Here is a 19,200-nt window from a genome sequence, read left to right on the forward strand (position 1 = left end):
GATCGCGGCCGACCGTCTCGCAGGGAGCGGTCCGGGTCGCGTCTCGAGCGCTCCGAGATGTATGCGTTAGCGCGCAGCCGAGATGCGTCGGCTGGCTTCCGGCGATCCTTGCTCCGCAGCCCTGAGATACCAGGCACGCGCCTTGGCTGCGTCGGGAACAGCACCGAGCAACCGCGATTTCGTCAGTTCGGCCGGGTCATAGGTGCGCGCGAGCAGAAGGGAGGCGTCCGCAATTCCGGCGTCGGAAAGCCGCGTCAGGATCAGGCGCGCGCTGGCGACGTCCCCCGCGGCGAGCAGGTCGCGTCCGCGCTTCATCAGAGCATCGACCTCGTCTCGCGGCAGTGGAACGGTCGGGCGAGGCGAGGCCATCGGGAGCGCAGCGGAGGGCGGCGAGACCGCCGGTGCCGCGGCGGCCGGCGCTGGCGACGTCGGCGTCGAGGGCCATGGCCGCATCGCCAGTTCTGTACCGCTGGGAGCCGCGAGCGCGGCGACCGTCTGCGGCGGGTCGTCCTGGGCGACCTTGGCTTCCGCAGGATCGATCTGGGCCAGGCTTTCCAGCACGGCGGTTGGCATGATCGGGCTCTTGCCACCCGGTGTCGCTGCGCCGTTGTCGAAGGAGACCATGTTGACCACCATCATGGCGATGGAGGCCGCGATGCCGACGGCGGCACCGATCTTGACGATGCTGCTGAGCCGCAACGATCTGTCCGGATCGTCCGGCGGCAGGGGCATCACCACGGGATCGAGCTTCGCGCTCCAGGCGCGGTGGGCCTCCTCATCGTCGAGGTCAAGGGCCGCTGGCCGCGCCGGCAGGGAGCTTGGCCGGGACACCAGATGATGCGGCAGGGGGATGCCGTCGGCGGGCGGATCGAATGCCGTCGGGCCGGCCTCCGTCTGGCGGCGGCGCGGCGCATATCTGCGGAGCTCTTCGTTCGCCCAGGGCGGCGCTGGTTTCGCCGGATCGTTCTGATCTGGAGCACTCATCACTAGCCTCCTGTCTCCGACGAACGGGTCGTGGGAGATAGCTTCAGGACGTCGGGCGCGCGCGGTCCAACCGAAGCGCACATGATGCGACATCGGGGACATTGCATCAACGCTTCCGTCGAGACCGACAGGTCCGGTTTCCTTCCGACATGCACGCCATTGTTTTCGCGCGCCCTGGTCACAATCGATGTTGCTTGGTCCCTAAGCTGATCAATGTTCTTGTCGGGAAGGGTGAGTAGGTAAGGCTATTTGATGGAAATTTCCCGGCGCGCCGCATCGGTGATTACGCGCAATGCGCGAGATCGGGGGCGAGTTCTGCGCTTTGCGGAAAGATCGGTTGGAGTATCAGGATGCCGCAGCCATCTCGACTTTGCCGCGAGGTCAGGGGCTTAGCGGACCGAGGAGTTGCAGGCGCGCCGGGAAATTCTGCAACTCAGGCGAGAAATGGCGAAAAACAAATGCGGCCGGACAATGCCGGCCGCATTCACATATCCGATCGATTCTTATTCCGCCGCCAGCGCGACGGACACACCAGCGGCTTCGATCGCAACGGCAACCGACTGGATGATGGCGGCAAAGCGCACGGCGGTCTGGATCGTGGCCGCGGGCACGCCCGCATCCTGCAGGACCTTCTCGTGCGAATCGATGCACGTGCCGCAGCCGTTGATGGCGGACACCGCGAGCGACCACAGCTCGAAATCGGCCTTGGCGACGCCGGGGTTGGCGATGACGTTCATCCGCAGCCGGGCCGGCATCGTCGCGTACTCCTTGTTCGAGGCAAGGTGCACGAAGCGGTAGTAGACGTTGTTCATGGCCATGATCGCGGCGGCCGATTTCGCCGCCGCCAAAGCGGCGGGCGACAGCTGCGCGGCCGCAACCGATTCGAAGGCCGCAACGACGCTCGGATTGCGAGTCGCAATCGCGCAGGCGACGAACAGGCCGTACTTGGCCTGCGGCGACAGCGTCTCGTCGGAGACCATGGACGACAGGTTGAGCCTGACGTCCTTGGCGAAGTCCGGGATCTGGTCCTTCAGCTGCTCGATCGACATGATCAGGCGACCTTCAGGGTCTCGCCGCCGACTTCGCGGTTGCACGGGCAGAGCTCGTCGGTCTGCAGCGCGTCGAGGACGCGCAGCGTATCCTTCGGAGCGCGGCCGACATTCAGGTTGGTCGCATAGACGTGCTGGATGGTGTTGTCGGGATCGACGATGAAGGTGTAGCGGTAGGCGACACCGTCGGGCGAGCGGACGCCGAGGCCGTCGATCAATGCGCCCTTGGTGTCGGCGAATTGCCAGATCGGCAGCCTGTGCAGATCCTTGTGGTCGCGGCGCCAGGCGAGCTTGCAGAACTCGTTGTCGGTCGAGCCGCCGAGCACGACGGCATCGCGGTCCGCGAAGTCCTTCGCCAGGCGCGCGAACTCGGCGATCTCGGTCGGGCAGACGAAGGTGAAATCCTTCGGATAGAAGAAGATGATCTTCCACTTTCCAGGGAAGCTGGTCTCGGTCAGGGTCTCGAAGGCGCTCTCGCCCTTCTCCTCCTGAAGATGAAAGCCGGGTTTCACGCCGACGATTTCAAACGATGGCAGCTTGCTTCCGATTCCGAGCATTGGGGCACTCCAAGAAAATTATTGCGCTGCAATAGCGAGGCGCATTGTGCATTGCAAGCGATATGCCATTCGTTTTTAGTATCAGTGGATTGTCGAAAACCCGACACGTGGCGGCAACATGCTGCGAGTGCGAGGCCGTGGCGATGGGGAGCTTTTGGATGGAGCTGGCTTGGAGCGTCGGCTTCGTGACGTTGCGATCGGACATCGGGCGACGACAGCCGGAGCGCGCGCGTCGTCGCCACGGCAAAATGAGGTTGATATCCGCTTGGTCGAAGCGCCATGCGACGTCGTGTTGACGGTCTCGACGACGCCCGACGTGCAATTTCTTTGTGCGGCCGAAGTGGCAAAATTGACATTATCGCCTTCGTCGCGATGCACGTTTGACCACGGCGACTCGCTAAGCGGCATCAAGGCGACAAGCCGTCGGCAGATCACGGCGCGGCACGGTGCAAGGTGTCGCGCGGCGCACAGTGTTGTCAGCTTTTCGGCAGATCGCGTCTGTTATTTCGCCTTGCTGCGCGATGACCCGACCATAGTCTCCTCGCAGATTTTCATCGGCCTGGGAGGAGTTCATCACCATGAGCGAAACTGTCTCGGCACCAAATGCAAGCGCGAGCCTGTCGATCGATCGACGATTTCTCGCGACCTCAGCCGCGCTCGCGGCAGGATGGGGAGCCCTGCCGCGGGAGCGCGCCGACATCTCGCCGCCACTCTCGGTCTTCGACCGCGAGGCGCCGCCGCACTATGCAGGCCATGCCGAGCTGACGCCGCTATCCCCCCTGGACGACCGTGAGCGGCCAGTCTCCGATGATGCGGAAACGTTCGTGGGCATTGGCCTGGCGGAACAGCACAATCCTGTCGATCCGAAGCTCTGTCAGTGACAGTGCCGCGAATCTCTCCTGCAACATCGTCAGGATCGGCCGGCGCCGTTCGTCGGACAGCCGGCAGGTCAGCGTCATGTGGAAGCGGAAATCCTCCATGACATAGGGATAACCCCAACGATCGAGATGATCGCGCTGCCGTGGTGTCAGCAGATCCGGCTTGCGCCGAGCACGGTCGTCGGCCGTCATCGGAGCGCGAAATGGCTCAAAGGCCTGGACACAATCGGCCGCGAGCTGTTGCAGCGCCGGCGACGGCTCGCCGGGGATCATCGCGATGAAGCCGCTGATCGCGTCCACGATCGGACGGATGGCCGGGACGGCTCGCGGCGTGGCCGCGAACGCGGCACAGGCGCTGCGGAGCGCGGCTTCGTTCTCCGCATCGGACAGCTCGAACGGAGCCTTCAAGGTCGCGTGAAAGCCGTATTTGCGCGGGTCTGCGGTCAGCTCAGCCCAGTCTGGAACCGCGCGGACGATCTCGCTCGGAAAGCTGCGGTCATCGCCGCTCCACGCGTCGTATCCGAGCAGGCTCGCGCCGAATTCCGTCAGGTCGGCTGTTGCTGGTGGAGCATAGTAGATCGCATAGCGCGGAAATTTGGCCATGGTTCGCTACTCCGCCGCCATGGCACGCGCCGGCCGGGCGTTCAGCCGGTCGGTCTCGGTGAGATAGACCAGCCGGCCGGACGCGATCACGGCGACGACATGGGGGCGCAACGGCACGCGGTCGTCGACCAGAATGATATCGGCGCGGCGGCGCTCGGCGAGCATGCCGCGGTCCGCCAGCCCGGCTGCGCGTGCAGGGCCGCCCGAGATCAGATCCCAGGCGCGCGCCAGCGGAAGAACGCCGTCGGCTGCAAGCCGGTACGCTGCCAGCAGCGGCGCTGGATAGTAGTAGTCGGAGGCCAGCACCGAGCAGAGGCCCTTGGCGATCATGTCGCTGGCCTTCGTCCACCCGGTATGGCTGCCGCCACGGACGACGTTGGGCGCGCCGAATACGATCGCGTCGCCGCCCTGGGCGGCCTCGCGCGCAGTCTCCTCGTTGACCGGAAACTCTGCGATGGTCACGCCCTGGCTGCGAAACGCCTTGCGCATGGCCGGGCTGTCGTCGTCGTGCGACAGCATACGGACACCAGCCTTGCGAGCGATCTCGGCCAGCCGCGCGATCGAGGCCGGAACGGCATCGGCGCGAGAGGCGATGCGCGCGACCAACTGGTCGAACTCCGCGCCGGGCAGGCCGGCGCGGTCGACCATGCGCTGGCGCTTGTGCGGCTTGTCCAGACTCGCCACCGTCGAATCCATGTGGTCGTTGAAGGCGAACAGGTCGACGCGCCGGTCGGCGAGCCACCTCCCGATCTCCTCCTCGTCGTCGAGATTGAAGGTCTCGTGGCGCAGATGGAAGCGCGTGTCGGCTGCGAGCCGCGGGCGCAGCGCTTCGATCGATTCGAGCAGGCGCCGCGCATTGTCGGCGCTGCGCAGGCCCGGCTCCCACGACCAGGTCGTCGCGTGAAAGACCGTGGTGATGCCATTGCTGATGGCCTGGCGGTCGCTGTCGATCAGCGCAACGTCAGTCGGGAAATCGACCCCGGCGCGCGGCATCATCTGGCGCTCGAACGCATCGCCGTGAATGTCGACGATGCCGGGGAGCACGGTGAGTCCCTCCGCATCGAGTTCGAGACCCGACCGGCGTCCCGGTGTCCCGACGCCGGCGACGATGCCGCCGGATATGATCAAGGAGGTGTCGACGAGGTCAGTATCGACGAGGCAGCGGCCCCGCGAGATGGAGATATCGGTCATGGGGCGGCACTCTGCCGCACCGCGACGCGCGCGTCGAGGGCAGGCTCGTATTTGTCGAGAAACGCGGTGATCGCGAGCTTGCGGAAATCCGGCAGCGCCGCGCGCAGCGCCTCGTGATTCCAATTCCACCACGCCAGATCCAGCAGCCGCTGCTCGACCTCGCGCGGAAACCGGCGCTTGATCGGGCGCGCCGGATTGCCGGCGACGATGGTATAGGCCGCAACGTCCTTGGTGACGATGGCGCCGGCCGCCACGACCGCGCCGGTGCCGATGTTGCGGCCCGGCAGCACGATCGCGCCATGGCCGATCCAGACATCGTGTCCGATCTGGACATGATGCTCTCTCCGCCAGGCGAAGAACTCCGCATCGTCCGGCTCTCCTGGGAAATAGGCGCTGGCGCGATAGGTGAAATGGGCCTGCGTCGCCCGCTGCATCGGGTGGTTGCCCGGATTGATCCGGGTCATCGCCGCGATCGAGCAGAACTTCCCGATCCTCGTGTAGGTGATCTGGGAATCGTTGACCACATAGGAGTAGTCGCCCATCGTCACCTCCTGCAGGATGGTGCGGGCGCCTATCTCGCAATAGGCGCCGAGCGTCACGTCCTGGAGCTTGGCCGAAGGGTCAACTGTAGGTTCAATCGAAAGCGACTTGCCGGCCATCTCGCGTCCTGTCTCTACGCCTGTGAGGGTGTTGGATCTCCCTTATGACAGAGGCGTGACATCTGCATGACTGCGGCCAGCGTGTGGACGGATGTGGCGCCGCAGTGTCCTTGTCACATAACTGTAGAATCCAGACGTTAGCGATAGGCCAAAGCGAGGCGTCTGGAGAATTCAATGCTGGTGGTGGATGGCCTGACGTGCCGTTTTGGCATGAAAGCCGCAGTCGACAATGCATCCTTCTCTGTTGCACCGGGCAGCTTCGTCGGCGTGATCGGGCGTTCCGGCGCCGGCAAGTCGACCCTGCTGCGGTCCATCAATCGCCTGAGCCCGGTGAGCGGCGGCCGCATCCTCTTCAAGGATCTCGACGTGACGGCGCTGCGCGGCCGTGACCTGCGGCAGTGGCGCGCGCGCTCGGCGATGATCTTCCAGCAGTTCAATCTGGTCGGCCGATTGGACGTGCTGACGAACGTGCTGATGGGGCGACTGGCCGAAATCCCGTCGTGGCGCTCGCTGGCGCAGCTCTGGCCAGCGGAGGATGTCGCCATGGCGCTGTCGGCGCTCGAGCAGTTCGACATGGCCTCCCTCGCCGCGCAGCGCGCCGATCAGCTCTCGGGCGGGCAGCAGCAGCGCGTCGCGATCGCGCGCGCGATGGTGCAGAACCCCGAGATCATTCTCGCAGACGAGCCGATCGCCTCGCTCGATCCCCGTAACACCAAGATCGTGATGGACGCGTTGCTGCGCATCAACAAGCATTTCGGCATCACCGTCGTCTGCAATCTGCATTCGCTCGATCTGGCGCGCAGCTATTGCGATCGCCTGATCGGCATGGCGACCGGACGGATCGTGTTCGACGACGTGCCGTCGGCGCTGACGGCGCAGATCGCACGTGAACTCTACGATCTCGAGGCGGACGAGGTGATGGGTTCGATCCATCCGGCACCGGCGGCAACGGTGCCGGTACTCGGCGAAGCGGCCGTGGCCTGAGACGCGGATTTCTGCAAGCTCGAGCTTCCGCATGGCGCGGGGGCGAGACCTGTTACTTACTGCAACAAGAGGGCATGTTATGATCAATCGTCGCATCGTTCTGGCGGGCGTCGCTGCGCTGGCTTTCACGGCCTCGGCGTCAGCCGAGGACTGGAAGGCGAAGTATCCTGAGCTGACCTTCGCCGTGGTCCCGGCAGAGAACGCCTCGGGTGTCACCGAGCGCTGGACGCCTTTCGTGAACTATCTCTCGAAAGAGCTGGGCGTGAAGGTGACGCTGCGTATCGCCAACGATTATGCGGCCGTGATCGAAGGCCAGCGCGCCGGCAACATCCACATCGCGAGCTATGGCTCGGCGTCGTTTGCCCGCGCCCGGCTCACCGGGGTCAAGACCGATGCCTTCGCCAACGACATCAACTCCGACGGCAGCACCGGCTACTATTCGGTGTTCTTCGTCAAGGCGAGCAGCCCGTACCGGAAGGTCGAAGACCTCAAGGGCAAGAATCTCGGCCTCGTCGATCCGAACTCAACGTCGGGCAACAACGTGCCCCGCTTCGAGCTCAACAAGATGGGCGTGACCGACGCCGAGACGTATTTTGGCAAGGTTGTCTTCACCGGCAGCCACGAGAACGCGGTGCTGGCCCTGTCCCAGGGGACTGTCGACATCGCGGCCAACCAATGGACGAGCGACAACGATTCGACGTTGGCCCAGATGCTGACCAAGGGCATGCTGAAGAACGCTGACGGTTCGCCGATGAAGAAGGACGACTTCCGCATCATTCACAAGTCGGCGCCGATCATCAACGGCCCCTACGCCTACAACACGGACCTGCCGGACGATCTGAAATCGGCGATCGCCAAGGCCTTCTTCGATGCGCCGATCAAGGACAAGGCCGCCTTCGACCGTCTCTCCGACGGCCAGAAGAAGGGCTTCCACCCTGCCACGACGAAGGACTGGGATGGCACGATCGACCTGATCAAATTCGTCGACAGCCTGCGCAAGAAGGCGTCCTGATCGACGATCCATCGATGGTGAGCCGGGTCTCGTGGGGCCCGGCTCGTCCGTTGAAGAATCCCTCACACGTCCGAACCAAGAGCAGCACGAAGCCGATGGCTGTTGCCGTTTCGATCCTTCCGAGCCAGCAGCTTGCGGCTCTGAACGAGACCTATCGGCGGGCCGTTTCGCGCCGTCGATTGCGTCTTGCCCTGTCCGCCATGGTATTCCTGGCGGTGCTCTTCGCCGCGGCCATCGGTGCCGAGGTCAATCTGCGGACGTTCTATACCTACTTCGGCAACTTCATCAGCTACTTCGATCGCATCTTCACGCTCGACGACGGGCAGCGGGTCTGGACCAATCTGCCCGAATGGTTCTGGGGCTTCAAGAAGTGGATCAAGCTTCTGGCAGAGACGCTGCTGATCAGCTACGTCGGCACGATGGCCGGAATGCTCGTCGCATTCGGTCTCAACTTCCTCGCCGCCGAGAACACCTCGCCCGCGCCGTGGATCCGCTTCACGGTGCGCCGGCTCCTGGAATTCGCCCGCACCGTTCCGAGCGTCGTGTTCGCGCTGATCTTCGTCATTGCTTTCGGGCTTGGGCCGATCCCGGGCGTCCTCGCCATCGCCCTTCATTCGAGCGGTGCGCTCGGCAAGCTGTTCTCCGAGGTCGTCGAAAACGCCGACATGAAGCCGGTCGAGGGCGTGCGCGCCACCGGCGCGAGCTGGCTGTCCTGCATGCGCTTTGCCGTGCTGCCCCAGGTCATCGCCGGCTTCTCCAGCTACACGCTGCTGCGGTTCGAGATCAACGTGCGCGAGGCGTCCGTGATGGGCTTCGTCGGTGCCGGCGGCATCGGCCAGGAGCTCGTGGTCGCGATCCGCAAGTTCTACTATTCCGACGTCAGTGCCATTCTTGTCATGATCGTGGTCACCGTGTTCCTGATCGACATCGGTACCGGCTGGCTGCGCGGCCGCCTGTTCGGCTCGGAGGCCCGCACATGAGTATCTCCGGCTCACCCGACCCGAAGCAGCTCGCCGAGCGCTATCCGCAGATCTTCAATCGGCCGTTGTCCGCACGCCTTGCAACGCCGCTCGTGCTGGCGTTGGCCGTGGCGATCTTCGTCTTCGGTCTGGTCGATCTCGACTTCTCGCCGTCGCGGATGCTGTCCGGCCTCGGCCAGCTCGGCTGGATCGCGCGGATGATGCTGCCGCCGGATCCCGGCTCATCGCTTCCGATTTATCTCAAGGCGCTCGGCGAGACGCTCTCGATCGCGGTGCTCGGCACCACCTTGGCGGCCGTGTTCGCTCTTCCGGTCAGCCTGCTTGCAGCCAGGAATATCATCCCGTCGGCGATCTTCCGTTTTCCGGTGCGTCGCCTGTTCGACACCATTCGTGGCGTCGACACACTGATCTGGGCGCTGGTCTGGATCAATGTCGTCGGCCTCGGGCCGTTCGCCGGAGTGCTGGCGATTGCGGTCTCGGATTTCGGAGCGCTCGGCAAGCTGTTCTCGGAGGCGATGGAGAGCGCCGACCGGCGGCAGGTCGAGGGCGTTCGCGCTGCCGGCGGCAGCCCGCTGCATGAGATCCGCTTCGGCCTTCTGCCGCAGGTTCTTCCCGTGATTGCCGGCCAGGTGCTCTACTTCATCGAATCCAACACGCGCTCGGCGACGATCATCGGCATCGTCGGCGCGGGAGGCATCGGGCTGCAGCTGGCGGAGCAGATCCGCGTGCTGGAATGGCAGAAGGTGTCGTTCCTGATCCTGATGATCCTCGTGGCGGTGGCTGTGATCGACTGGATCTCAGGCAAGCTGCGCTTTGCGATCATCGGCCGCCGCGCCATTGCTTGAACAGCGCGGCATCCGAAGGTTGCGATCGTTCGCCTACGAACGATCAGGATGCAGTGCCGGCTGTGTGTGCTGCACCGACTGTCGCAAATCCTTCACGTGCCGCCTTTAGGGGAAGCTCCGGAACTGGCTGCCATGCCAGGACATACGGAGTCCGTCTTCATGAAGCTTACTCGCCTCGTTCTCGCGCTGCTCGCGCTATGTGTTGCCGCATCATGGCAGCCGGCCAAAGCCGCGGACGTCATCTGCTACAACTGCCCGCCGGAATGGGCCGACTGGGCCTCGATGCTCAAGGCGATCAAGACCGATCTCGGCTACGACATTCCACACGACAACAAGAACTCCGGCCAGGCGCTGGCGCAGATCCTCGCCGAGAAGAGCAATCCGGTCGGCGACATCGGCTATTTCGGCGTCACCTTCGGCATGAAGGCGAAGACGCAGGACGCGCTGGAGGCCTACAAGCCCGCAAACTGGGATCAGGTCCCCGCCGGCCTGAAGGATGCGGACGGCTACTGGACCACGATCCACTCCGGCACGCTCGGTCTGTTCGTGAACAAGGACGCGCTCGGCGGCAAGCCCGTTCCGGCCTGCTGGAAGGACCTGCTCAAACCCGACTACAAGGGCATGGTGGGCTACCTCGATCCGAGCTCTGCGGCCGTCGGCTATGTCGGCGCCGTTGCCGTCAACCTCGCGCTCGGCGGTTCGCAGGCCAATTTCGAGCCAGCCCTTACGTTCTTCAAGGATCTGCGCAAGAACGATCCGATCGTGCCGAAGCAGACGTCCTATGCGCGTGTCGTCTCGGGCGAGATCCCGATCCTGTTCGACTACGACTTCAACGCCTACCGCGCGAAATATACCGAGAAGGGCAATTTCGAGTTCGTGATTCCCTGCGAAGGCTCGGTGGTCTTTCCCTATGTCGTCGGCCTTGTGAAGAACGCGCCCGACAAGGACAAGGCGAAGAAGGTGATCGACTATCTGCTCTCCGACAAGGGGCAGGCGATCTGGACCAATGCCTATCTGCGTCCGGCGCGCCCGATCGAGCTGCCGGACTCGGTGAAGAACAAGTTCCTGCCGGACAGCGACTACGCCCGCGCCAAGAGCGTGAACTGGGGCGATATGGAAGCTGCGCAAAAGGGCTTCGTCGATCGCTATCTGTCCGAAGTCCGCTGAAGGAGCACCGCGCCTCCGCCGGAGACGATCCGGCGGAGGTGCACTTGATCACATGTCGCACAAATCCTTCGTCCGGCTCTGCCTGCTGCCCCTGGCGGCCGTCACCGCGGCATTCTTCCTGTTGCCGATGGCGAGGCTGCTCGCGACCGGCGCCGAGGGACCGCACGGTCTGACCGAATATCTCGCGATCATTCTCGAACCGCGCTACCGCACGACTCTCCTCAACACGCTGGCGCTGGCGGCGGCCACCACGATCGCGACCCTGATCATCGCGACGATCGCCGGCCTGTTTCTGCAGCGTCACCGGTTTCCGGGCCGCGCGATCCTGGTTGCGATCCTGACGTTTCCGCTCGCTTTTCCGGGCGTCGTGGTCGGCTTCATGATCATCCTTCTGGCTGGCCGTCAGGGGCTGATCGGCGAGGTCTCGTCCCGGCTCACCGGCGACAAGCTCGTATTCGCCTATTCGATCTACGGGCTGTTCCTCGGCTATCTCTATTTCTCGATTCCGCGGGTGATCCTCACGATCATGGCTGCCGCGCAGAAGCTGGACCCGGGGCTGGAGGAGGCCGCGCGCTCGCTCGGCGCAAGCCCCTGGGCCGTGCTGCGCGACGTGATTCTGCCGGCACTGACCCCGGCGCTGATCGCATCCGGCGCAATCGCGTTCGCGACCGCGATGGGCGCGTTCGGAACGGCATTCACCTTGGCCACGAACATCGACGTGTTGCCGATGCTGATCTACACGGAGTTCACGCTGGCCGGAAACCTGGCCACCTCGGCGGCGCTCTCGGTCGGCCTTGGCCTGATGACCTGGCTGATGCTTGCATTGGCGCGCTCCTTCGCCGGCAGCTCGGTGGCAGCGGCAGGGTAGGCACGTGCGCGACAGAGCCATCTTCATCCTTCAACTGCTGTTCACACTGCTGGTCGCCGCCTTCCTGGCCGTGCCGGCCGGCCTTTCGATCGCCGCGGGCGTGACCGTCAACTACTTCCGCGGCATTCAGTCCGGCGTGACGCTGCAGTGGGTGGCCCAGGTCTGGGAGCTCTACGCGGGCACGATCATGGCATCGATCCTGATCGCGCTGGGCACGCTGGCGGTCACGCTCGTGGTCGGTGTTCCCGCTGCCTATGCGCTGCACGTTCGCGGCGGACGGCTGGCGCGGCTGGTCGAGGAAATCATCACCTTGCCGCTCGCGATTCCCGGGCTCGCCATCGCGCTCGCGCTGTTGCTCACCTATGGCGGGGCGGGAAGCTTCCGCCGCTCATGGCTGTTCATCCTCGCCGGCCATGTGATCTTTACGATGCCATTCATGGTGCGGTCCGTCATGGCGGTGTTCTCGACGATCGACGTGAAGTCGCTCGACGAAGGTGCCGCATCGGTCGGAGCCGCGCCATGGCACCGCTTCATCGACGTCATCGTTCCCAACGCCGCGCCCGGCATCCTGGCGGGCAGCCTCATGGTGGTGACACTATCTCTCGGAGAGTTCAACCTGACCTGGATGTTGCATACGCCGCTGACCAAGACACTGCCGGTCGGCCTCGCCGACAGCTACGCATCGATGCGGCTCGAGGTCGCATCCGCCTACACGCTGATCTTCTTCGTGATGATCATTCCGCTGCTCGTGGCGATGCAGTGGATCGGCGAGAGAGGAAGGTTGCGGTGAGCACGATGACCCGGCATGGAGCCGCCCTGAAGGTGGAGAATTGCGGCAAGACCTTTGCCGACGGGACCTGCGCGCTCGCGCGCGCCACGCTCGACATCGCGCAGAGCGAGACGCTGGTGCTGTTGGGGCCGTCCGGCTGCGGCAAGACCACGCTGCTGCGGATCGTGGCCGGGCTCGAAACACCCGATGCAGGCGGGCGCGTGCTGTTCGGCGGCAAGGATCTGACGAGGCAGCCGATCGAGAAGCGCAATGTCGGCATGGTGTTTCAATCCTACGCGCTGTTCCCCAACATGACCGTCGCGGACAATATCGGCTACGGGCTCAAGATCCGCGGCGTGCCCAAGCCGGAGCGCGCCGCGCGGGTCGCAGAGCTGGTCACGCTGACCAACCTCGCCGGCCTCGAAGATCGGCGAATCGATCAGCTCTCGGGCGGCCAGCGCCAGCGCGTCGCGCTGGCGCGCGCGGTCGCGATACGGCCGAGCGTGCTGCTGCTCGACGAGCCGCTCACCGCGCTCGATGCGGCCTTGCGAGAGCGCCTGCGCGGCGAGCTCAACGGCTTGTTGCGCACGCTCGGCATCACGGCGATCTACGTCACGCATGACCAGGCCGAAGCCATGGAGCTCGGCGACCGCATCGTCGTGATGCGCAAGGGCGCCATCGCCCAGATCGGGACGCCGCGCGAGATCTATTTCTCGCCCGCCGATCGATTCGTCGCGGAGTTCGTCGGCGCGGCCAACATCATCGAGGCGCCGATCGACGGAGCCCAGCTCGTTCTGCCGGGAGGTCGGCAGCCGATCGCCGATCCCGGTCCACGTAACCTGGCGGTGGCGATGGTTCGGCCGGAAACGATCGGGATCGTCGATGCCGCGGCATCGAGTCTGACTGGCGTCGTCGACAGCGTCCGCTTTGTCGGCGACCGGCAGCGGATCATCGTCCGCGACGCCGCCTCAATTGCACTGACCGTGGACGCGCCGAATTCGATCAGGGTCGCTGCGGGAGAGCGGATCGGCCTGCGGATTGCACCGGACTCCATTCGGCTGTTGCCGGAGAAAGGCTGATCTGCTGATGACCAAGAGCCCCGTCGTCATCGCCCAGATATCCGACCTGCACATCAAGGCGCCCGGCCGGCTCGCCTACCGCCGCGTCGATACGGCGCGCGCGTTGACCCGTTGCATCACGGAGCTCAACCGGTTCGAGCCGAAGCTCGATCTGGTGATGATCTCGGGCGATCTCGTCGATACGCCGTCGTCGGCCGAGTACGATCATCTCAAGGATCTTCTCGTCGAGCTTGGAACTCCATTCGTCGCCGTGCCCGGCAATCACGATTCACGCGAGCTGATGCGCGCGGCGTTTCCGGACGCTCTGCATGGTCAACCCACCGGTCCGCTGAACCGGTGCGTGGAGTTGGCCGATCTCGATCTGCTTCTGCTCGATTCCAGCGTGCCCGGCCATCCGCATGGCGAGCTCGATGAAGCGAGTCTGCAATGGCTCGACGCCGCGCTGTCCGGATCCAGCGAAAGGCCGGCCCTGCTGTTTCTGCACCACCCGCCGTTCGCCACTGGCATCTGGCACATGGACCGGCAGAACCTGCGCAACGCCGACGATCTCGCGGCCGTCCTCACGCGCCATCCGCGGGTGCAACTGATCGGGTGCGGTCACGTTCATCGCGCGACGCTGACCCGGTTTGCGGGCATCCCCTGCACGATCTGCCCGGCACCGAACCATGCCGTCGCGCTCGACCTGGCCGAGCTTCGTCCGCCATCCTTCCGGATCGAGCCACCGGCCTTTCACCTTCATGCCTGGTTTCCAGGACCGGGATTTGGAACGGTCGTCACGCATCAGGTGCCGATCGGGGATTTCGACGGGCCGCATCCGTTCTTCAATCAGGACGGCACGCTCATCGACTGAGGGCGCAAGAACGAAGCGAGGCGGCGGGGTCTGGTCTAGCTCTCGACCTCGAACGTCACGCGCTCCGCCGCGAAGCGCGAGCGCTTGCTGACCAGCGGCGTCCCATCGGCATCGATGTCGGTGCTGTCGACCACCAGCACCGGACGGCCCAGCGCGAGGTCGAGCCGTGCGGCGTCGCTCGCGTCGGCGATGGCCGCCGTGATCCTGGTCGCGCCGCGGCGATAGTCGCGAATGCCGTAATGCGCAAGCAGCGCCGTCATCGAGCGGAGCGATGCGAAGATGTGGCCGGCCTCGGGAAATCGCTCGGACGACAGCCAGGACGTGCTGACGCAGATGGGGGTCTTGTCGGCAAGACGCAGTGCCTCGATTCGGACCAGCGGCGCCCCCGTCTTCAGTCGGAGCGCGTGCGCGAGTTCGCGCGTCGCCGACTCTTCGGACGCTGCGATCAACTGTCCGCGCGGCTCGCGCCCGCCGGCGCCCACGATCTCGGAGAACCTGGTTCGCGATCTCAGGGGATATGACAGACGAGGCGCTTCGACATAAGTGCCGCTGCCGCGCTCGGCGCGCACGAGGCCGCGCTCGGCCAAGGTCGCGAGCGCGCGACGCACCGTATGACGGTTGACGCGGTAGGTTTCGGCGATATCGGTCTCGCCGGGGAGGCGGGTGCCGGCCGCGAAGCGGCCGTCGGCGATGTCGCGCTCGATGCCGTCGGCCACCCGGCGCCACAGTGCCACGCCCGAGTCGGCGCCCTGCATGCTCATCTGCGGTTCTCCGCTGCGCGACCTGAAAATCACGCCCATGTCATCAAACAGTCATGGCGCTTCGTTACGAAGTTGTCTATTAACATAGACAACTTCGCGATAGCAAGTTCGGGGTGAAGATGGAAGGCGAGACCGCGATGCAGGACCGGCGCAGGACGGCGATGCGGGTATTGGCGCATGCCTCGCATGCGGACATCCGCGCCAGGCTCGACGGACTGGCGCTGCCTGAGTATCGCGACCTGCGTCCGGCGGAGAATGGTCTCGTGATGCTGCGGGGCCGGATCGGCGGTGATGGCGCGCCGTTCAATGTCGGCGAAGCGACGGTGTCGCGCGCCGCGGTACGGCTGGAGAGCGGCGAGGTCGGGTTCGGCTATGTGCTCGGACGAGACGCCGGCAAGGCGCGTCTGATGGCGCTGTGTGACGCGATGATCCAGTCGTCGAGCCATGCGCGATCGATCGAGACTCAGGTGGTCGCGCCGCTGCAGGAGCTGATGCGCGCATCGCGGGAGCATCGAGCGGAGGAGGCTGCGGCCACGCGTGTCGATTTCTATACGATGGTGCGAGGAGAAGGCTGATGGCTGCTGCCGCTTCCGATCTGCAGCCTGGTTTCGCCGACAATGTCCTGTCCGCGCAATCGACCTTCCGTACCGTCATGGAGGCCATGGCGCGTCCGGGCAATGTGCGGCAGGTCGAGGGCGATGTCGGCCGCCCCTCGTCCATGATGATCGGTGCCGCCGCGATCGCGTTGACCTTGTTCGATCACGATACGCCGATCTGGCTCGATGCGCTGCTCGCCGGTACGGCCGAGGTCGGCGCCTGGCTCAAGTTTCACACCGGGGCGCCGATCGTCGCCGATGCCGCGCTCGCCTGCTTTGCGGTGGCGGCGGACCCCGAAGCGCTGCCCGATCTGGATTCATTCGCGCTCGGCAGTGCTGAATACCCTGATCGCTCGACGACGCTGATCCTGCAGGTGCCGAGCTTGTCCGAGGGGCCGGCGTTCAAGCTGCGCGGTCCAGGCATCGACGGGGCGACATCGTTCCGTGCAACGGTCGCGCCCGCCGATCTGTTCGAGCGGCTGTCGATCAATGAGAAGCTGTTTCCGCGTGGTGTCGATGTGGTGCTGGTCGATGGCTCGTCCATCGTCGCCATCCTGCGAACGACCCGACTCGTTTCCGCAGGAGAGTGAGGCATGTATGTTGCCGTCAAGGGTGGCGAGCGCGCCATCGAGAACGCGCACCGGCTGCTGGCGCATGAACGCCGGGGTGATCGCGATGTGCCCGAACTTTCGCTGGCGCAGATCTCCGAGCAGTTGGGGCTTGCCGTCGATCGCGTGATGGCCGAGGGCTCGCTGTACGACCGCGAGCTCGCGTCGCTCGCAATCAAGCAGGCACGCGGTGATCTGATCGAGGCGATCTTCCTGGTGCGTGCCTTCCGCGCGACCCTGCCGCGCTTCGGTGCAACCGAGCCGGTCGACACCGGTGCGATGCGGGTGCAGCGGCGCGTCTCGTCGACCTTCAAGGACATTCCGGGCGGCCAGGTGCTCGGGCCGACCTTCGACTATACGCATCGGCTGCTCGATCCGCAGTTGGCGGCCGCCGCCGAGCCGGAGCCGCCGGCCCGTGCCGAGGCGCCGAATGCGCCGACGCCACGTGTCACCGACATTCTCGGCCAGGACGGGCTGATCGAGCCGTCGCCGCAAGCCGATGTTGGCGCGCCGGTCGGCGATCTCACCCGCGATCCCCTAGGCTTTCCCGCCGATCGTGATCTGCGGTTGCAGAATCTCGCACGCGGTGACGAGGGCTTTCTGCTCGCGCTCGGCTACTCCACCCAGCGCGGCTACGGCCGCAACCATCCCTTCGCCGGCGAAATCCGCTTCGGCGAAGTCGAGGTCGAGTTCGTGGCCGAGGAGGTCGGGTTCGCGGTGCCGCTCGGATCGGTCGAGCTGACCGAATGCCAGATGGTGAACCAGTTCAAGGGGTCGGCAACCGAGCCGCCGTGCTTCACGCGCGGCTATGGCCTCGCCTTCGGCCAGAGCGAGCGCAAGACCATGTCAATGGCCCTCGTCGACCGCGCCTTGCGGGCGCGCGAGCTCGGCGAGGACATGGTCGCGCCGGCGCAGGATGAGGAGTTCGTGATGTCGCACTCCGACAACGTGCAGGCGACCGGGTTCGTCGAGCATCTGAAGCTGCCGCATTATGTCGACTTCCAGTCCGAGCTCGGCCTGCTGCGCAAGCTGCGCCAGGAGTTCGCCGAGGCCAATGCCGCTCCCGAATTGAAGGAGGCTGCGGAATGAACGCGCCGACCTACAATTTCGCCTATCTCGACGAGCAGACCAAGCGGATGATCCGTCGCGCGATCCTGAAGGCGATCGCGATTCCCGGCTATCAGGTGCCGTTCGCGAGCCGCGAGATGCCGATGCCCTATGGCTGGGGCACCGGCGGCGTACAGGTCACCGCCGCCATTCTCGGTCCCGACGACGTGCTCAAGGTCATCGACCAGGGCTCGGACGATACGACCAATGCGATCTCGATCCGCAAGTTCTTCGCCAAGACCGCGGGCGTTGCGACCACGACGTCGACGGAAGAGGCGAGCGTGATCCAGACCCGGCATCGCATTCCCGAGGCGCCGCTTCACGAGGGGCAGGTGCTGGTCTATCAGGTGCCGATCCCGGAGCCGCTGCGCTTTCTCGAGCCGCGCGAGACCGAGACCCGCCGCATGCATGCGCTGGCCGAATATGGCCTGATGCACGTCAAGCTCTATGAGGACATCGCACGCTTCGGCCACATCGCGACGTCCTACGCCTATCCGGTCAAGGTCAATGCGCGCTACGTGATGGATCCGTCGCCGACGCCGAAGTTCGACAATCCCAAGATGGACAATTGCCCGGCGCTGCAATTGTTCGGTGCGGGACGCGAGAAGCGAATCTATGCCATTCCGCCCTATACGCCGGTCGTCTCGCTGGATTTCGAGGACCATCCGTTCACGCGCTACAAGTTCGATGCACCCTGCGCGCTGTGCGGCGCGGAGGATTCCTACCTGGACGAGATCGTGACCGACGACAAGGGCAGCCGCATGTTCGTCTGCTCCGACACCGATTACTGCGAGGGCCGCCAGGCGTCCGGACATCGTGGCGAGCAGAGCGCCGCCCCGCACAAGGAGAGCGCCCATGGCTGAGATGATCAGCGCATCCGATCAGCCGCTGCTCGTCGCGGAAGGGCTTGCGAAGAGCTACGGCCGGTTGGCAGCCTGCCGCGACGTCTCCTTCGTGCTCTATCCCGGCGAGGTGCTCGCCATCGTCGGCGAGTCCGGCTCGGGCAAATCGACACTCTTGCAGATGCTGTCGGCGCAACTGGCGCCGACGTTGGGCCGCGTGTCCTATCGGATGCGGGACGGGGTGCTGCGCGATCTTGCCGGCCTTGGCGAGGTGGAGCGCCGTTTTCTGTTCCGCACCGATTGGGGCTATGTCCATCAGGACCCGACGCAAGGCCTGCGCATGGCGGTCTCCGCCGGCGCCAATGTCGGCGAGCGGCTGATGGCGGTCGGCTGGAATCACTACGGTCAGATCAGGCAGACCGCCTCGTCCTGGCTCGCGCGCGTGGAGATCGACGTTGCCCGCATCGACGATGCGCCGCGGACCTATTCCGGCGGCATGCGGCAGCGGCTGCAGATCGCGCGCAATCTCGTGACCGAGCCCAGGCTCGTGTTCATGGATGAGCCGACCGGAGGACTCGACGTGTCCGTGCAGGCGCGCCTGCTCGATCTGATGCGCAGCCTCGTCAACGAGCTCGGCCTCGCCGCCATCGTCGTGACCCACGATCTGGCCGTGGCGCGGTTGCTGTCTCATCGTGTGATGGTCATGAAGGAGGGGCGGGTGATCGAGACCGGCCTCACCGACCAGGTGCTCGACGATCCGCGCGAGCCTTACACGCAGCTACTCGTATCCTCGATCCTGCCGCCATGATGC

General features: G+C 65.1%; 21 protein-coding genes. 14 read left to right on the forward strand and 7 right to left on the reverse strand.

The genetic code is table 11. The annotated features are described in order from the left end of the window. Positions 1–66: 66 nt before the first annotated feature. From QX073_RS08785 to QX073_RS08810, 6 genes are all read right to left on the reverse strand, one after another. Positions 67–984, reverse strand: a complete 918-nt coding sequence (locus tag QX073_RS08785) for a sel1 repeat family protein (protein WP_316225632.1) — start codon at positions 982–984, stop codon at positions 67–69. Positions 985–1,487: 503 nt separating this feature from the next. After that, on the reverse strand, positions 1,488–2,033 hold the full coding sequence (locus tag QX073_RS08790; protein ID WP_316225633.1) for a carboxymuconolactone decarboxylase family protein: 546 nt from the start codon (positions 2,031–2,033) through the stop codon (positions 1,488–1,490). Between the two features lie 2 nt (positions 2,034–2,035). Then, a complete protein-coding gene (locus tag QX073_RS08795; protein WP_316225634.1) occupies positions 2,036–2,590 on the reverse strand; it encodes a peroxiredoxin in 555 nt (184 codons plus the stop codon). Between the two features lie 770 nt (positions 2,591–3,360). Next, on the reverse strand, positions 3,361–4,071 hold the full coding sequence (locus tag QX073_RS08800) for a DUF1045 domain-containing protein (RefSeq protein ID WP_316225635.1): 711 nt from the start codon (positions 4,069–4,071) through the stop codon (positions 3,361–3,363). 6 nt (positions 4,072–4,077) lie between these two features. After that, a complete protein-coding gene (locus QX073_RS08805) occupies positions 4,078–5,262 on the reverse strand; it encodes an alpha-D-ribose 1-methylphosphonate 5-triphosphate diphosphatase (RefSeq protein WP_316225636.1) in 1,185 nt (394 codons plus the stop codon). Beyond that, positions 5,259–5,921 (reverse strand): DapH/DapD/GlmU-related protein, encoded by a 663-nt coding sequence (locus QX073_RS08810; protein ID WP_316201795.1) that lies wholly within the window; start codon positions 5,919–5,921, stop codon positions 5,259–5,261. Before QX073_RS08810 ends, QX073_RS08805 begins: the two co-directional genes overlap by 4 nt. Before the next feature lie 174 nt (positions 5,922–6,095). Between QX073_RS08810 and phnC the strand changes: the two genes are divergently transcribed. The 9 genes from phnC to QX073_RS08855 all read left to right on the forward strand — a co-directional run bounded on the left by phnC (position 6,096) and on the right by QX073_RS08855 (position 14,475). After that, a complete protein-coding gene (gene phnC, locus QX073_RS08815) occupies positions 6,096–6,905 on the forward strand; it encodes a phosphonate ABC transporter ATP-binding protein (RefSeq protein WP_315713048.1) in 810 nt (269 codons plus the stop codon). Positions 6,906–6,984: 79 nt separating this feature from the next. Further along, positions 6,985–7,917 (forward strand): phosphonate ABC transporter substrate-binding protein, encoded by a 933-nt coding sequence (gene phnD / locus QX073_RS08820; protein ID WP_315741002.1) that lies wholly within the window; start codon positions 6,985–6,987, stop codon positions 7,915–7,917. A gap of 95 nt (positions 7,918–8,012) precedes the next feature. Beyond that, the gene (gene phnE / locus QX073_RS08825) at positions 8,013–8,897 is read left to right on the forward strand and encodes a phosphonate ABC transporter, permease protein PhnE (protein WP_315741003.1); all 885 of its coding nucleotides are present in this window, start codon (positions 8,013–8,015) and stop codon (positions 8,895–8,897) included. Beyond that, on the forward strand, positions 8,894–9,742 hold the full coding sequence (gene phnE, locus QX073_RS08830) for a phosphonate ABC transporter, permease protein PhnE (RefSeq protein ID WP_315713042.1): 849 nt from the start codon (positions 8,894–8,896) through the stop codon (positions 9,740–9,742). The genes phnE (QX073_RS08825) and phnE (QX073_RS08830) overlap by 4 nt, the downstream gene beginning before the upstream one ends. 159 nt (positions 9,743–9,901) lie before the next feature. Further along, complete coding sequence (locus QX073_RS08835; RefSeq protein ID WP_315752875.1) at positions 9,902–10,909, forward strand: ABC transporter substrate-binding protein; 1,008 nt, start codon at positions 9,902–9,904, stop codon at positions 10,907–10,909. A 52-nt stretch (positions 10,910–10,961) separates the two neighbouring features. Then, complete coding sequence (locus QX073_RS08840; RefSeq protein ID WP_315713039.1) at positions 10,962–11,777, forward strand: ABC transporter permease; 816 nt, start codon at positions 10,962–10,964, stop codon at positions 11,775–11,777. Positions 11,778–11,781: 4 nt separating this feature from the next. After that, positions 11,782–12,567, forward strand: a complete 786-nt coding sequence (locus QX073_RS08845) for an ABC transporter permease (RefSeq protein ID WP_316201796.1) — start codon at positions 11,782–11,784, stop codon at positions 12,565–12,567. A 5-nt stretch (positions 12,568–12,572) separates the two neighbouring features. Beyond that, positions 12,573–13,625, forward strand: a complete 1,053-nt coding sequence (locus tag QX073_RS08850; protein WP_315713035.1) for an ABC transporter ATP-binding protein — start codon at positions 12,573–12,575, stop codon at positions 13,623–13,625. 7 nt (positions 13,626–13,632) lie between these two features. Further along, the gene (locus tag QX073_RS08855; protein WP_316225637.1) at positions 13,633–14,475 is read left to right on the forward strand and encodes a phosphodiesterase; all 843 of its coding nucleotides are present in this window, start codon (positions 13,633–13,635) and stop codon (positions 14,473–14,475) included. Positions 14,476–14,510: 35 nt separating this feature from the next. On the opposite strand, the gene phnF is transcribed toward QX073_RS08855, so the two are convergent. Next, positions 14,511–15,236 (reverse strand): phosphonate metabolism transcriptional regulator PhnF, encoded by a 726-nt coding sequence (phnF, locus tag QX073_RS08860; protein WP_316201798.1) that lies wholly within the window; start codon positions 15,234–15,236, stop codon positions 14,511–14,513. A 119-nt stretch (positions 15,237–15,355) separates the two neighbouring features. Here phnF and phnG point away from each other — a divergent pair, with 119 nt between their 5' ends. Genes phnG through phnK form a run of 5 tightly spaced genes read left to right on the forward strand, consistent with a single transcriptional unit; the run spans position 15,356 to position 19,197 of the window. Next, positions 15,356–15,811 carry a phosphonate C-P lyase system protein PhnG gene (gene phnG / locus QX073_RS08865; RefSeq protein ID WP_316166194.1) on the forward strand — a complete coding sequence of 152 codons (456 nt, stop codon included), beginning with the start codon at positions 15,356–15,358 and terminating at the stop codon, positions 15,809–15,811. After that, entirely contained in the window at positions 15,811–16,422 is a 612-nt protein-coding gene (gene phnH / locus QX073_RS08870) for a phosphonate C-P lyase system protein PhnH (RefSeq protein WP_316201799.1), read from the forward strand. Before phnG ends, phnH begins: the two co-directional genes overlap by 1 nt. A gap of 3 nt (positions 16,423–16,425) precedes the next feature. Then, on the forward strand, positions 16,426–17,529 hold the full coding sequence (locus QX073_RS08875; protein ID WP_316225638.1) for a carbon-phosphorus lyase complex subunit PhnI: 1,104 nt from the start codon (positions 16,426–16,428) through the stop codon (positions 17,527–17,529). Then, positions 17,526–18,410, forward strand: a complete 885-nt coding sequence (locus QX073_RS08880) for an alpha-D-ribose 1-methylphosphonate 5-phosphate C-P-lyase PhnJ (RefSeq protein ID WP_315752883.1) — start codon at positions 17,526–17,528, stop codon at positions 18,408–18,410. The genes QX073_RS08875 and QX073_RS08880 overlap by 4 nt, the downstream gene beginning before the upstream one ends. Beyond that, a complete protein-coding gene (gene phnK, locus QX073_RS08885; RefSeq protein WP_315752884.1) occupies positions 18,403–19,197 on the forward strand; it encodes a phosphonate C-P lyase system protein PhnK in 795 nt (264 codons plus the stop codon). The genes QX073_RS08880 and phnK overlap by 8 nt, the downstream gene beginning before the upstream one ends. The last annotated feature ends 3 nt before the right edge of the window (positions 19,198–19,200 follow it).

Origin of the sequence: Bradyrhizobium sp. SZCCHNS3052 (assembly GCF_032484495.1) — a bacterium.
Taxonomy (GTDB): Bacteria; Pseudomonadota; Alphaproteobacteria; order Rhizobiales; family Xanthobacteraceae; genus Bradyrhizobium.